The following is a 14378-nucleotide window of genomic DNA, read 5'->3' as shown; positions in this document are numbered from 1 at the left end:
CCTTGGCAATTTCTTAGCCAAATTTAAAGGAGTATTTCCATGTTTTCCGGCTCAATTCCGGCTCTGGTGACTCCCTTTCGCGACGGATCGTTCGCGGAAGGCGAATTTCGGGCCCTGGTAGACTGGCAGATTGAACAGGGTAGTAGCGGTCTGGTCCCCTGCGGGACGACCGGCGAATCCTCGACATTGTCCAATGCCGAGCATCATCGTGTGATCGAAGTTTGCATCGAGCAAGCGGCGGGGCGTGTGCCTGTCATTGCGGGTTGCGGTTCCAACGATACCACTAACGCCTTGTTGCATTTGAATTTCTCCAAAAAATGTGGGGCGACTGCGGGACTGGTTGTGGCGCCTTATTACAATCGCCCCAATCAAGAAGGCATTTATGCCCATTTTGAAACGCTGACTAAAGGCAATGACCTTCCGCTCGTTCTTTATAATGTGCCTGCGCGAACCGTTACCGATATTTTACCCGAAACCGTCGCGGCCTTGTCCAAATTACCAAGCGTCATTGCGATCAAGGATGCCAGCGGTGAAATCGACCGGGTCACCGATCACCGGCTTGCTTGCGATGATGATTTCTGTCTCTTGTCTGGCGTGGATGAACTCTCGCTTGCCTTTAACGCCTCCGGAGGTGCCGGATGTATTTCCGTGACCGCTAATGTTGCGCCAAAATTATGCGCGGAATTTCAAGCAGCCTGTGCTGCGGGTGACTATGAAAAAGCGCGGGAGTTGAATGATAAACTCTATCCGCTGCATAAAGCGATGTTCTCTGATGCTTCGCCGGGGCCGGTGAAATATGCCTTGTCGCGCGTGGTTGATGGTTTCCCGACGGATTTACGTCTGCCGATGACACCGCCTTCGGATGCAGCGCGAAAAGCCGTGGATGCTGCGCTAGAAGGAGCAGGCTTGATCTGATGGCCAAACCCCGTCCTCTCGAATATGACAAGCAAAAGGTCGTCGCCGAGAACCGGCGTGCGCGCTATGACTATCATCTTGATGAGAAATTTGAGGCGGGCATCATGCTGACCGGGACCGAGGTGAAATCCTTGCGTTTCGGATCGGGGACAATTGCGGAAAGCTATGCTGAGGTGAAGGATGACGAGGTTTGGCTGATCAATGCCAATATCCCGGAATGGAGCCATGGTAATCGTCACAATCACGAGCCCAAGCGCCCCCGCAAACTACTGCTCAACCGGCGTCAGATTAATAAATTTTATGGCGCCGTGATGCGCAAAGGCATGACCATTGTACCGCTGTCGATCTATTTCAACAGCAAGGGTAGAGCCAAGATCGAACTGGCTCTGGCCAAGGGTAAGAAGGCCCCCGACAAACGCGCGACCGAAAAAGATCGCGACTGGAAGCGTCAACAAGGGCGTTTGATGCGCGAACATGGCTGATCCAAACTCTCCGGGCAAAGATTGGGGTGCGCGTACGATTATGCGCATCTTTCGCTGGCTCGAAAACAAAATGCCGACACGCAAGGGGATGGCTGAGAACCGCTATCTCAAGCCTATTGCGCACCGCTTCTTACGATCAGACCTGTGGCGGTTTACGCGCCGTTCGGTCCCGCGTGGGGTTGCTTTGGGCATGCTCGCAGCATTTCTGATTCCTGTGGGACAGATATTTGGTGCCGTGTTTTTAGCGCTTCCTATTCGCGCGAATGTCCCGGTTGCGGCGCTGACCACATTTATCACCAATCCGTTCACCTATCCCTTCTGGATTGCGATCGCCAATCAAATCGGGAAATTTGTACTGCGGGTGGACGCGCTCACCTATGGTCAGCCGATTAACAATCAGATTCGCGGGGAATTTGGTATCTGGCTAAGCTGGTTTGTCCGCGAAGCCGGAGTGACAGCCTTTGGTTTTCTGTTGCTAGGCATCGCATTTTCGTCATTAGGCTATTTGATCAGTTCTTTTGGGTGGCGTTGGTGGACGGCCCGAAAATGGGAGCGGCGGATCAGGAAATTAGGTTTAGACAGCAAAATTGATGGCGAGTGAAGCAAGAGACAATATCGGGTTATTGAACCAGAGTACGCAAAAGACGGCAAATGACGCGCGGTTGCGCATAACATTGTTGGTGATTGCCATAGTCGGATCCTTGGGGCTGCTCTATTGGCAGGTGCAAAATGTTGCTCTGCTCTTCGCTTTTCTGGCGCTAGCGGCGACAACCGGCGCGATTGTCTATTTCCTCAGGCCTCAGAATAGTGCGGCGGATGAAGAGACATCTGCTTTGGCTGACTGGGCGGTAACCCGTCTGGTGGCCGATCAATCCAATGTAGGATTGGCGATTACCGACCGCGCTGGGCGGCTGGTCTGCGCCAACGAACTGTTCACAAAATGGTTTAATGGTCCGGCGGTTCCGCCGCAATTACCGTTTCAGGATGGTGGAAACGAACTTCTCGCGACGGCCGGGCGGAACGCATGGCGCGATGGCCGCGGCTATGCCGAGGGTTTGAAGCGCGGCGTCGCAGAATATAATGCAAAGGTGATACGTGCGGGGCAGGGCGATGAATATCTGCTCTGGCAATTCAAACCACAACGGCGCAGCGATATATTGGAAGACACGATCCGCATGGTCGGTGGCGCCACTGGTCGCGCGTTGTCTGAAGCGGGTGTTTTAACTTGCGTCATTGGCGGTGAGGGACGGATCAGGGGATCCAATCAAGGTTTTGCACTAAGAGCGACGGGCCGAGAAGAAGCCAATATATCCGGGCGCAATTTCATCAACTTCATGCGATCGGATGACAAGGGCACGATCTTTTTTGAACGTGATGGCCGACATGGCACGCCCGTGCGGCTGTTTCATATCCCGCTGGACCGCAGTCAGGAAAAGGGCCCTGCGCTAATCCTCCTGATCGATGATGATGGCGGGATGGTTGAGCGCGGCAAGGCATTGGAACAGATCGAATCGATGCTTTCGCTGCTGCCGCTTGGTCTTGCTTTGACCGATCGCGATGGCCGGTTCCTGTTCTTCAACAGCGCATTTGGTAAAGTTGCCGGATTGCGGGAGGGTGAGAAACCGCTTTATCCAGGCGATCTGATGATCCGTGATGATAAATCGGCAGTGGCCGATGCCGTCCGCCGCTATGCCAGCGGGCCGACTATGTCGGGTGATCTTGCGGTACGGCTGCGCTCGGGCGGCGAAGATCCGGTGGCACTGGGCATTGCCGGGATACGCGGATTGGGTGATGCAGCGGTGTTGCTGTCGATCAAGGATAATAGCGAAGAAACGAAGCTTAAAAGTCAGGTGGCGCAGGCGACCAAGATGCAAGCAGTAGGGCAACTGGCTGGCGGTGTGGCGCATGATTTTAACAATATATTGACCGCCATTATCGGGCATTGCGACTTGATGTTGCTCCGTCACGCACCAGGCGACAGTGACTATGACGATATTCAGCAGGTCAAGAATAACAGCAACCGCGCCGCTGGTCTTACCCGCCAGCTCTTGGCATTCTCTCGCCAACAAACGCTGCGGCCGCAAATTTTGCAACTACCCGACGTGGTTGCGGATGTCTCCAACCTGCTCAAACGTCTGCTTGATGACAGTATCGAACTGGAAGTGAAGCATGGTCGTAATCTCGGGCTCGTCCGTGCTGATCCGGGGCAGTTGGAGCAGGTCATCATCAATCTGGGCGTGAACGCGCGTGATGCGATTGAATCCACCGGCGCTAAAGGCGGCAAGATTTCCATCACCACGCAAATGGTTGCCGCATCCGATGTACGGGCGCTCAAAAGCGATATCTTGCCAGTGGGAGACTATACCGCATTGTTTGTGACCGACACCGGCAAAGGCATTGCGCCAGAACTAATCGGCAAGATTTTTGAACCGTTTTTCACCACCAAGGAAGTGGGCAAGGGGACTGGCCTCGGGCTCTCTACCGTATACGGCATTGTCAAACAGTCGGGCGGATATATTTTTGCTGACTCCAAACCCGGTAAGGGAGCAACCTTTTCCATCTATTTCCCAGTGCACAAAATGTCGGAGCAGGAAACGGCTCAGACGATGGAGCCGCTGAAGGCCGTCGCCAAGAAAGAGCTTTGGGGCAGTGGCCACATATTGCTGGTTGAGGATGAGGACATGGTTAGGGCTGTCGCGGAACGGGCATTGACGCGCCAAGGCTATACGGTGGTCACCGCTAGCGATGGCGAGGAAGGATTGCAGCATCTCGAAGACCTTGCCGAAGGGGAAGATATTTTCGATATGGTTGTATCTGATGTCGTCATGCCGAATATGGATGGTCCGGCGATGGCCAAAGAGGTCCGTGCACAATATCCGGATATGCCGATCCTGTTCATGTCCGGCTATGCCGAGGAACAATTACGTAAGTCGATCGATCTCGACAATGTCGCGTTTCTGCCCAAGCCATTTTCCGTCGCGCAAATTGCGGAAGCCGTTGGAGAAATTTTGGCCGAACATGCCAAATAGAAGGTCAAATGGTATTTAAGTTATTATAATATATGCAATAAATGGAATTTGAGAAAAATTCTGTTCCACTCTTGTTCTGGTAGAACAAATGCGGTACATAATATCCATCATTGATTGATAACGTACAAGCATTTAGCGAAGGGGACAGGCAAATGGCCGGCAATTTAAAAGTCGTAGAATCGGATAATCAGTTGAATTCATCAGACAGACAAAAGGCGCTCGACGCCGCATTGGCGCAGATTGATCGCGCCTTTGGTAAAGGCTCAGCCATGAAGCTGGGCTCTCGCAAAGCCATGGAGGTCGAATCGATCTCCACGGGTTCTTTGGGACTGGATATCGCGCTTGGCATCGGGGGATTGCCAAAAGGTCGCGTGATCGAAATCTATGGCCCTGAAAGTTCGGGTAAAACAACATTGGCGCTGCATGTCATTGCAGAAGCGCAAAAAGCAGGTGGTACGGCAGCTTTTGTTGATGCCGAGCATGCGCTGGATCCCGTTTATGCCAATGCACTAGGCGTGGATATTGATGAGTTGATCATTTCGCAGCCCGATACGGGAGAGCAGGCGCTCGAAATTACCGATACATTGGTACGCTCCAATGCCATTGATGTTCTGGTGGTCGATTCGGTTGCCGCTTTGGTTCCGCGGGCGGAAATTGAAGGCGAAATGGGTGATACCCATGTCGGCCTGCAAGCCCGTTTGATGAGCCAGGCGCTGCGCAAGCTGACCGGTTCAATCAGCCGCTCCAAATGTATGGTGATCTTCATCAACCAGGTGCGGATGAAAATTGGTGTGATGTACGGCAATCCGGAAACCACATCAGGCGGCAATGCGCTGAAATTCTATGCATCGGTTCGTCTCGATATCCGCCGTACCGGTCAAATCAAGGAACGCGACGATATCGTCGGAAACTCCACGCGCGTGAAGGTGGTGAAGAACAAGGTTGCACCGCCGTTTAAACAGGTCGAATTTGATATCATGTACGGGCAAGGGATTTCCAAAGTCGGTGAGATTATTGACCTTGGCGTCAAGGCAGGCGTGGTCGAAAAATCCGGCGCTTGGTTCTCCTATGACTCGGTGCGTATCGGTCAGGGGCGCGAAAATTCAAAACGCTTCCTGCTCGAGAATCCTGAAATGATGGCGAAGCTGGAAAATCAGATTCGCGGCAATGAAGAAGAAATTGCCGAGGAAATGATGACTGGCCCGGTAGGCGCCGATGGCGATACCGATGTTAGCGAAGATAGCGAATAAGAAAGATGCAGAAGCGAGCTTTTCCTTCTTCTGCTTCTATCTCTAAAATTTGAGTTTGCCGGTTCGTTTCCCCCGAGGCGAACCATGGCATCCGGGCCGTCCTTCTGTCCCCCGACACTGAGGACGGCCCCTTTTCGTTTGCTATCCTGCGGTTTCATGTCACAAGTTGGAAGAACCTGATTGGTTTCTTGTCTTTCTGGGTTTTTAGCTGTGATGTGTGTGAACTTTGGACATACGCCGATATCTGGCAAGCCAGTTTGTGATCATTTGAAAAGGGGCAAATCATGACCATCATCGTCCATCATCTTGAGAATAGCCGGTCCCAGCGGATTCTCTGGTTGCTTGAAGAATTGGCACTGCCCTATGAAATTAAACGCTATGAACGCCATCCCAAGACACAGCGTGCGCCCGATAGCCTGAAGGCCATCCATCCCCTCGGCAAATCACCGATGATCGAAGATGATGGTCAGGTGATTATCGAAACAGCGGCAATTGTCGAATATCTCGTAACCAAGGCTGGTGGGACATTGGGCGCGCCAGAGGACAAGACCGGCGCACAGCTCTATACCCAGTATCTGCACTTCGCCGAAGGATCGATGATGCCGCCGCTATTTGGTGCGCTCGTCATCAACCGTCTCGGCTTTCTGGGCTGGCCCGCAAAGAAGCCGATTTTAGGCATGGTTGAGGAATTACTCGCCTGGCTTGAAACCGAATTGGCATCGCGTCCCTATTTTGCCGGTGGTGAACTCACGGCAGCCGATGTGATGATGAGTTTTCCTCTAGAAGCCAGCCAATCACGTGCTGGCCTTGATGATCGTTTCCCCAATTTGCAAGCTTGGCTCAAACGCATTCATGACAGGCCGCAATATCAGACCGCCCTCGAAAAAGGCGGACCTTATGCTTATGCCTGATCAAGCCGCAAATTTCGCCAATCGTTCCATTGACGGGATTGTAAAGCGGACGGGCCTCGCCTAAGTCGAATCCATGATTACAACGAACGATATAAGACGCTCTTTTCTAGAATATTTTGCGGCGCAGGGGCATGAAATTGTTCCCTCATCTCCGTTGATTCCGCATAATGATCCGACATTGATGTTCATCAACGCGGGCATGGTGCCGTTCAAGAATATCTTTACGGGCGCCGAGAAGAGCAAATATCCGACCGCTACATCAAGCCAGAAATGCGTGCGCGCTGGCGGCAAGCATAATGATCTCGACAATGTCGGCTATACGGCTCGGCATCACACATTTTTTGAGATGCTCGGCAATTTTTCCTTCGGTGATTATTTCAAGGAGCAGGCGATTCACAACGCCTGGGAATTGATCACCAAGACTTGGGAAATCTCTGCAGATCGCTTGACCGTCACCGTCTATCACACCGATGACGAAGCCTTCGACCTGTGGCGCAAAATTTCAGGCATTCCTGAAGAACGCATCATCCGCATCGCGACCAACGATAATTTCTGGTCCATGGGTGACACCGGCCCTTGTGGACCCTGTAGCGAGATCTTCTACGATCATGGGGATCATATCTTCGGCGGCCCACCAGGCAGCCCGGATGAAGATGGTGACCGCTTTGTGGAAATCTGGAACCTAGTGTTCATGCAATATGAACAGCATGGCGACGGCAATCGCATAGACCTGCCAAAACCATCCATCGATACCGGCATGGGTTTAGAGCGCGTTGCTGCGGTGATGCAGGGCACCCATGATAATTATGAAATTGATCTGTTCAAGGCATTGATTGCACAGTCGGGCACGCTGACCGGAACAGAAACAACTGGCGATAATCAGGCTAGTCACCGTGTTATCGCAGATCACTTGCGCGCATCATCATTTTTGGTTGCCGATGGCGTTTTGCCAGCCAATGAAGGCCGCGGCTATGTGCTTCGCCGGATCATGCGCCGCGCTATGCGTCATGCGCATTTGCTTGGCGCGAAAGATCCGCTCATGCACCGTATGGTGGGTGCGCTGACAGGTGAAATGGGTAACGCGTTTCCCGAACTGATCCGTGCGAAACCGCTGATCGAGGAGACCTTGCTGCGGGAAGAAACCAGTTTCCGCAGGACGCTGGACAAGGGGCTCAAGCTGCTGGATGCTGAAATTGCCGACATGAGCGAAGGGGATACACTGCCCGGGGCGACGGCTTTCAAACTCTATGACACATTTGGATTCCCTTATGATCTCACCGAAGATGCATTACGGGCGCAATCACTTGGCGTGGACCGCGAAGGATTTGATGCAGCCATGGCGGAACAGAAAGCCGCGGCTCGTGCAGCATGGAAAGGTTCGGGCGATCAGGCATCTGAAACCGTGTGGTTCGACATAGCCGAACGCGAAGGCAGCACAGAATTCACCGGCTATAGCGCCGAGGCTGGCGATGGTGTCGTGATTGCATTGGTCAAAGATGGTGCTGAAATCCAATCTGCCAATAGCGGTGATGAAGTCATCATGTTGACCAACCAGACCCCTTTCTATGGTGAAAGCGGTGGTCAAATGGGTGATAGTGGTTCGGTAACGAGCCAGGATGGATTTTCTGCCAGCATTGTTGACACGAGCAAACCGCTTGGCCGTCTTCACGCACATCAAATGACAATAGATAAGGGTTCTGTGTCCGTCGGCGATACGGTCCATCTGACCGTCGATTCAACGCGGCGAACTCAACTGCGCGCCAATCACAGCGCAACCCATTTACTGCATAAAGCGCTGCGTCACCATCTCGGCGATCACGTCACCCAAAAGGGTAGTCTGGTCGCACCGGACCGTCTGCGGTTTGACTTCTCACATCCTGCGGCCTTAACCGATGCGGAAATCAAAGCGGTTGAAGCTGATGTCAATGCACAGGTTCGCGGCAATGGCACCGTTGTTACGCGCTTGATGAGCCCGGATGATGCTGTGGCTGCTGGTGCGCTTGCCCTATTTGGTGAGAAATATGGCGATGAGGTCCGTGTCCTTTCCATGGGTGTTGAAGATGATACCGACTATTCGGTTGAGCTTTGCGGCGGAACCCATGTCAATGCGCTTGGTGATATCGGGTTGATGGTGATCATCTCTGAATCCGCTGTATCAAGCGGTGTTCGCCGTATCGAAGCGCTGACCGGGGAAGCGGCCCGGCTGTGGCTTGGCGACCGCGATAGTAAATTGAAATCCATCGCCGCGGCATTGAAAGCCTCTCCCGATGAGGCCGCGGAGCGTGTGTCTGTATTGGTGGAAGAGCGCAAAAAGCTCGATCGTGAGCTAACCGAAGCCAAAAAGGCTTTGGCCTTGGCCGGCGATGGCAGCGGTGCAGCAACGAGCGATGTTGAAAAAATAGGTGATATCTCTTTCAGTGGTCAGGTGATCAACGGGCTGAATCCCAAAGAACTTCGCGGTTTGATTGATGAGGCGAAGAAGAAAATGGGGAGCGGTATCAGCGCTCTGATCGCTGTGAATGACGGACGCGCGACCGTTGCGGTCGGCGTTACGGATGATCTTACCGACACGCGTAGTGCGGTTGAGCTAGTTCAATCTGCTGTTACCGCCGTTGGCGGCAAAGGTGGCGGGGGACGGTCCGATATGGCGCAAGGCGGTGGTCCTGATGGAGCGAAGGCCGACGATGCGATTGCAGCGATCAAAGCTATTCTTGCGGGTTGAGCTTGGCCTCGGAAGCTGCATCATTGTCTAACGCCGATGATTTAAGCTTGGGTTCGACAGCAAGGTTTCCGTCTTCCTGAATCTGGTGCCGTATCTGGTCACGTTTCTCATGTATAGAAGCAATAACCGGCCCCATTGCCACGCCGTTTTCGACCAATATAGCTTCGGACAATTGCAACGACCCCTCTAATGCTTCGGGAACGGCATTGGTCGCTCCTGCCTGATAGAGCTCGGCGGCATGATCCGTATCGCGGGCCCGAACGATTATCGGTAAATCGGGAACCCAGGCCCGAACCCGCTTTACAACTTGGACGGACAGCACGGGCTCATCCATCGTGAGGACCAACGCCTTGGCATGACCAAGCCTAAGACGGTCGAGCATCTCGTTGCGGGCGACATTCCCAAAAAGAATAGGATATCCCTCACGCCGTGCGCCCGCCACAACGTCTATATTGGACTCGATGGCGAGGTAGTTTTGGTCATGTGCTTTCATCATATCGGCAACCAATCGACCAACCCGTCCAAATCCAATGATGATGGTCTTTTCTGCATCAATAACTTGATCTTGAGTAGCTTGGATATTCTCGCCTCGCAGCTCAATCCGCCGGGCCATATCATGGCCGAATCGTGCCAATAGAGGAGTGATCGTTAGGCCAATTGCGGTTACGATCTGCCAGAACGCCGCGGTTTGTGGTTGAATCAACTGTGCCTGGGTGGCGGCTGCCAAGACGATCAAGGTGGTTTCGGAAGGACTGGACATTAGCACACCCGCTTCGGTTGCCGTACCGGGGCGTGCGCCAGCAAAGCGTAGAAGCCCGCCGGTGACAATGGCTTTGACTAGAACGACACCAACCACCGCGATGATTAGGCTAGCCCAATTGTCCAGAATGACGCGGATATCGATTTGCATCCCCACCGTGATCAGGAATACACCCAGTGCCAAGCCTTTGAAGGGGGCAGTTATGACCTCAACTTCGCCATGATATTCTGTTTCAGCGATGAGCAAGCCCGCCAGCAATGCCCCCACGATCGGAGAAAGACCGGTAGCGGCGGTTGCGAGGCTGGCTAGAATTATCACGAGCAAGCTGACGGATAAAAAGAGTTCCGGGCTCTTTGTACGAGCTGCTTGCGCGAAAATACGCGGTAACAGGAGCCGGCCGAGCACCAGCATACCAATAATCACCGCGCCGCCGACGACTAATGTTTGAACCAGCTCTTCCCACGAAGAGCCGCTCGCGTACGAGGGAGCGAGAGCACCGAGCAGGAAGATGATCGGTACAATGGCAACATCTTCGAATAGAAGCATGGCCAGCGCGGCTCGTCCCACTGGGCTTTTTGTCCCGGACATGGGCAATACCAGTGCCGTGGATGACAGGGCAAGCGCGAGGCCAAGGCCCAATGCTCCAGCTGGATTTTGCCCGATGAGATAAAGCACGAAGCCGATTATCAGACCTGAAATCGCTAGTTCTGCAGCGCCAACGCCGAAGACAAGCTGTCGCATAGACCAGAGCCGCTTGAACGAAAGCTCCAAACCAATGGAAAAAAGGAGCAATATGATACCGAACTCAGCAAAGGGTTCGATCGCCTCTCGGTCATTTATCGTGACAAATTTCAGCCAATCATATTGCCCCGACAGGGCACCCAAACCAGATGGCCCGAGCAAGACGCCCACTAAGATGAAGCCGATAATTGGTGTGATTCGAAAACGCGCGAAGGCGGGAATAACAATACCCGCCGCGCCCAATATCACGATAGCGTCAATAAATGCCGGATTGTCGAGAGGCGTACTCATAAGAGACACCTATACGCGAAACATCCGGTTTGTCAGCAAGTCAAAACAGGCTGGAATTTATTTCCAGTTTTCCATTTCTTTTTCGAGGTTCGAACGCACCGCTTCAAAAAACTGCTCGGTTGTCATCCAGCTTTGATCAGGACCAATCAAGATCGCGAGATCCTTCGTCATGTCGCCATTTTCGACTGTCTGAATACAGACCCTTTCGAGGGTTTCAGCGAAGCGCGTTACTTCAGGCGTACCATCAAATTTGCCGCGATAAATCAGGCCGCGAGTCCAGGCAAAGATCGAAGCAATCGGATTTGTCGAGGTTGCTTTGCCTTGCTGATGCTGGCGATAATGCCGCGTAACAGTACCATGGGCCGCTTCCGCTTCAACGGTTTCGCCGGTTGGTGTCATCAATACAGAAGTCATCAGACCCAGCGAGCCAAAGCCTTGGGCCACGGTGTCGGACTGAACGTCACCATCATAGTTCTTACAGGCCCAGACGAATTTACCGCTCCATTTCATGGCGGAAGCTACCATGTCATCGATCAGGCGGTGTTCGTAAAGTATATCCGCCTTCTCAAACTTGTCCTTAAACTCGGTCTCAAAGACCTCTTCGAATAAGTCTTTAAAGCGCCCGTCATAGGCTTTCATGATGGTGTTCTTGGTCGACAGATAAACCGGCCAGTTGCGGTTCAGGCCGTAGTTCATCGATGCGCGGGCAAAGTCACGGATGGAATCGTCGAGATTGTACATAGCCATCGCAACGCCGGGTGATGGGAATTGGAAGACTTCTTCGTCAATCTTGGTGCCATCGTCGCCATCAAAAACCAGCCGTAATTTACCTGGGCCAGGAACTTTGAAGTCAGTCGCACGATATTGGTCACCAAAAGCGTGACGGCCAACCACAATGGGGTCGGTCCAGCCAGGGACCAGACGCGGCACATTGTCTATGACAATTGGTTCGCGGAATACAACGCCGCCAAGAATGTTGCGGATGGTGCCGTTGGGCGATTTCCACATACGTTTCAGGTCAAATTCTTCTACCCGCGCTTCATCTGGGGTGATGGTTGCGCATTTGACGCCGACGCCATGTTTGTTGATCGCATTGGCAGCATCGACAGTAATTTTGTCATTTGTGTCATCGCGCACCTGGATGGCGAGGTCGTAATAATGCAGTTCCACGTCAAGATAAGGCTCGATCAGCTTTTCACGAATCCATTGCCAGATGATGCGTGTCATTTCGTCGCCATCAAGTTCGACGACCGGGTTTTTGACCTTAATTTTTGACATAGAGATTATTCTTTCCTGGAAGCAATATGTATCGACGCACTCAGTGGGAGGAATCTAAGATGTCGATCTCTTAGCAAAGATCGCAATATGTTCAACCATCTGTTCAAAACTCTCATGATTGATGCAGCAAAACTCACGTAGGAGTATTGTCACAGCAGGACACTGCTTCTAAGGAACATGCATGGCGATAGAAAAATATTCAAACAAGGGCCTTGGCGAAGCCAAATGGTCCTTTCCACCGGTCCACCCTGAAGGCCGCAAATTTGCGGTTATTTCGGCGGCAATTACCGCGGCCTTTGCTTTTTTTGCGTGGGAGACGCTGGCGTGGCCCATGGCAGGAATCACGATCTGGGTGCTGGCCTTCTTTCGTGATCCGAAGCGAGTGACGCCGCTGGATGACAAATATATTGTTGCGCCAGCTGACGGACTAGTAAATTTGATCATGCCAGTTGTGCCTCCGGTTGAATTGCAAGGGGAGGGTGGTCTCGGCGATGAAGAGCTGATCCGGGTTTCCATTTTCATGAGTGTTTTTGATGTCCATATCAATCGAACCCCTATTGAAGGCACGGTGAAAAGGCAGGCCTATATATCCGGCAAGTTCCTCAATGCCGATCTCGACAAGGCCAGCGACGAGAATGAGCGCCAGCATTTCATGGTCGAGCGGAATGATGGCTTGAAAGTTGGTTTCACTCAGATTGCCGGACTGGTCGCCCGGCGCATTATGTCCTTTGTCAAAGAGGGTGATTTTGTTGCGGTTGGACAGCGTATCGGGCTTATCCGATTTGGTAGCCGCGTAGATGTTTATCTGCCCAAGGGAACGACGCCCAATGTGGTTTTGGGACAGCGCACCATTGCCGGTGAAACCGTCATTGCTGAAATTGGTCAGATGAAGGAAATTGAAGGCATCGGGCAATGAGCCCAATAGCGATGATGCAGAGCATATCTGACCGCTAATGGCAGATATAGAGCCTATCCAGAGACCGGAACGCGGCATTTCCCTTCGGGCGTTTGCACCGAATGCAGTTACTGCGCTGGCTTTGTGCGTGGGACTGAGCGGTGTACGTTTTGCGTTTATGGAAAATTGGGTGCTGGCGGCAGGGGCAATTGTCCTGGCCGGTATATTGGATGGGCTGGATGGCCGGATTGCGCGTTTGCTCAATGCTCAAAGCCGTTTTGGTGCAGAATTGGATTCGCTGTCCGATGTTATCGCCTTTGGTGTGACGCCAGCGGTTGTTATGTTCTTCTGGTCCTTGCAGCATATGCCGCAATTTGGTTGGGTCATTTCGCTGACCATGGCTGTCGGTTGCGCTCTGCGTCTGGCGCGTTTCAACGCCCATATTGATGACGAGGACCAACCGCATAAGTCAGCAGGCTTTCTGACCGGTATTCCGGCACCTGTTGCGGCGGGACTAGCCATGCTTCCGCTCTATTTATGGGTGATTACGGATCAGGAGCTGTTTCGCCATTATTTTGTGGTCGGACCATGGATCGTTCTGATTGCGTTTTTGATGATATCCAACACTGCGACTTATAGCTGGTCATCGCTTCGCCTGCGGAAAAATATCCGTCTGGAAGCGCTGGCTGGTTTTGCTTTGCTCGGTGTGGCGCTGATCAACAATCCATGGATCACGCTCAGCGTTATAAGCATCAGCTATATTGTGCTGATCCCATTCAGCATCCGAAGCTATGCAAAGGTCAAGCGGCAGCGCGTAGCGGAACTTGCTGAAAAGAGCGGCGGCGCACATTAGCCCGATAGGGTTTGATCACCACATTGGAACTGCGCTGTGAGACGGCAGGGGCAGCCATATTTGCATCACCAAGCTCAGCCATGATCACTGCTTTTATCTTGTCTTGATAAGCATGAAACATCATTCCGATGGTCAAAATTGCACCGGCGAGTGCAAGGGCAAAAAAGGAAGCAATAGCGATGGTTAGCATGGCAAAATCCAGTATGTTCTTTCTATGAACCAGTAATGTTCTAAATATGTTCTCATGTCAA

General features: G+C 52.6%; 12 protein-coding genes. 9 read left to right on the top strand and 3 right to left on the bottom strand.

All coding sequences use genetic code 11. The features are described from left to right. The first annotated feature begins 39 nt into the window (after positions 1-39). From dapA to alaS, 7 genes are all read left to right on the top strand, one after another. Entirely contained in the window at positions 40-915 is an 876-nt protein-coding gene (dapA, locus tag ABJM21_RS09810) for a 4-hydroxy-tetrahydrodipicolinate synthase (RefSeq protein ID WP_348301327.1), read from the top strand. After that, the gene (gene smpB, locus ABJM21_RS09805; RefSeq protein ID WP_207987735.1) at positions 915-1397 is read left to right on the top strand and encodes an SsrA-binding protein SmpB; all 483 of its coding nucleotides are present in this window, start codon (positions 915-917) and stop codon (positions 1395-1397) included. The genes dapA and smpB overlap by 1 nt, the downstream gene beginning before the upstream one ends. Further along, positions 1390-1998: a DUF2062 domain-containing protein gene (locus tag ABJM21_RS09800; RefSeq protein WP_348301328.1), complete on the top strand. Its 609-nt coding sequence runs from the start codon at positions 1390-1392 to the stop codon at positions 1996-1998. Before smpB ends, ABJM21_RS09800 begins: the two co-directional genes overlap by 8 nt. Beyond that, positions 1988-4426 (top strand): response regulator, encoded by a 2439-nt coding sequence (locus ABJM21_RS09795; RefSeq protein ID WP_348301329.1) that lies wholly within the window; start codon positions 1988-1990, stop codon positions 4424-4426. The genes ABJM21_RS09800 and ABJM21_RS09795 overlap by 11 nt, the downstream gene beginning before the upstream one ends. A 152-nt stretch (positions 4427-4578) precedes the next feature. After that, positions 4579-5676 (top strand): recombinase RecA, encoded by a 1098-nt coding sequence (recA, locus tag ABJM21_RS09790; RefSeq protein ID WP_348301330.1) that lies wholly within the window; start codon positions 4579-4581, stop codon positions 5674-5676. Positions 5677-5960: 284 nt separating this feature from the next. Further along, positions 5961-6587 carry a glutathione S-transferase gene (locus ABJM21_RS09785; protein ID WP_348301331.1) on the top strand — a complete coding sequence of 209 codons (627 nt, stop codon included), beginning with the start codon at positions 5961-5963 and terminating at the stop codon, positions 6585-6587. Positions 6588-6660: 73 nt separating this feature from the next. Beyond that, positions 6661-9309, top strand: coding sequence for an alanine--tRNA ligase (alaS, locus tag ABJM21_RS09780; RefSeq protein WP_348301332.1), 2649 nt, complete (start codon positions 6661-6663; stop codon positions 9307-9309). Here alaS and ABJM21_RS09775 read toward each other — a convergent pair. Together ABJM21_RS09775 and ABJM21_RS09770 are read right to left on the bottom strand one after the other, a co-directional pair. Continuing rightward, entirely contained in the window at positions 9293-11101 is a 1809-nt protein-coding gene (locus ABJM21_RS09775; RefSeq protein ID WP_348301333.1) for a cation:proton antiporter, read from the bottom strand. The two genes, alaS and ABJM21_RS09775, sit on opposite strands and share 17 nt — an antisense overlap. 57 nt (positions 11102-11158) lie before the next feature. Next, a complete protein-coding gene (locus ABJM21_RS09770; RefSeq protein WP_348301334.1) occupies positions 11159-12379 on the bottom strand; it encodes an NADP-dependent isocitrate dehydrogenase in 1221 nt (406 codons plus the stop codon). Between the two features lie 181 nt (positions 12380-12560). On the opposite strand from ABJM21_RS09770, the gene ABJM21_RS09765 reads away from it, so the two are divergent. After that, the gene (locus tag ABJM21_RS09765; protein WP_348301335.1) at positions 12561-13295 is read left to right on the top strand and encodes a phosphatidylserine decarboxylase; all 735 of its coding nucleotides are present in this window, start codon (positions 12561-12563) and stop codon (positions 13293-13295) included. 37 nt (positions 13296-13332) lie between these two features. Beyond that, a complete protein-coding gene (locus ABJM21_RS09760; protein ID WP_348301336.1) occupies positions 13333-14127 on the top strand; it encodes a phosphatidylcholine/phosphatidylserine synthase in 795 nt (264 codons plus the stop codon). Here the strand turns inward: ABJM21_RS09760 and ABJM21_RS09755 are convergent. Next, positions 14075-14317, bottom strand: coding sequence for a hypothetical protein (locus ABJM21_RS09755; protein WP_348301337.1), 243 nt, complete (start codon positions 14315-14317; stop codon positions 14075-14077). The genes ABJM21_RS09760 and ABJM21_RS09755 overlap by 53 nt on opposite strands. Positions 14318-14378: the final 61 nt, after the last annotated feature.

This window comes from Parasphingorhabdus sp. (assembly GCF_039977335.1).
In the GTDB taxonomy this organism is placed as follows: domain Bacteria; phylum Pseudomonadota; class Alphaproteobacteria; order Sphingomonadales; family Sphingomonadaceae; genus Parasphingorhabdus.
Note: the sequence above shows the minus strand (reverse complement) of the source record. Positions and strands in the feature narration are given on the sequence as shown.

What these genes read in the sequence shown, in the direction of transcription:
- dapA (WP_348301327.1), top strand. Translation starts at nt 40, where the DNA reads ATGTTTTCCGGCTCAATTCCGGCTCTGGTGACTCCCTTTCGCGACGGA.
- ABJM21_RS09800 (WP_348301328.1), top strand. Translation starts at nt 1,390, where the DNA reads ATGGCTGATCCAAACTCTCCGGGCAAAGATTGGGGTGCGCGTACGATT.
- ABJM21_RS09785 (WP_348301331.1), top strand. Translation starts at nt 5,961, where the DNA reads ATGACCATCATCGTCCATCATCTTGAGAATAGCCGGTCCCAGCGGATT.
- ABJM21_RS09775 (WP_348301333.1), bottom strand. Translation starts at nt 11,101, where the DNA reads ATGAGTACGCCTCTCGACAATCCGGCATTTATTGACGCTATCGTGATA.
- ABJM21_RS09795 (WP_348301329.1), top strand. Translation starts at nt 1,988, where the DNA reads ATGGCGAGTGAAGCAAGAGACAATATCGGGTTATTGAACCAGAGTACG.
- alaS (WP_348301332.1), top strand. Translation starts at nt 6,661, where the DNA reads ATGATTACAACGAACGATATAAGACGCTCTTTTCTAGAATATTTTGCG.
- ABJM21_RS09760 (WP_348301336.1), top strand. Translation starts at nt 13,333, where the DNA reads ATGGCAGATATAGAGCCTATCCAGAGACCGGAACGCGGCATTTCCCTT.
- recA (WP_348301330.1), top strand. Translation starts at nt 4,579, where the DNA reads ATGGCCGGCAATTTAAAAGTCGTAGAATCGGATAATCAGTTGAATTCA.
- ABJM21_RS09755 (WP_348301337.1), bottom strand. Translation starts at nt 14,317, where the DNA reads ATGCTAACCATCGCTATTGCTTCCTTTTTTGCCCTTGCACTCGCCGGT.
- ABJM21_RS09770 (WP_348301334.1), bottom strand. Translation starts at nt 12,379, where the DNA reads ATGTCAAAAATTAAGGTCAAAAACCCGGTCGTCGAACTTGATGGCGAC.
- ABJM21_RS09765 (WP_348301335.1), top strand. Translation starts at nt 12,561, where the DNA reads ATGGCGATAGAAAAATATTCAAACAAGGGCCTTGGCGAAGCCAAATGG.
- smpB (WP_207987735.1), top strand. Translation starts at nt 915, where the DNA reads ATGGCCAAACCCCGTCCTCTCGAATATGACAAGCAAAAGGTCGTCGCC.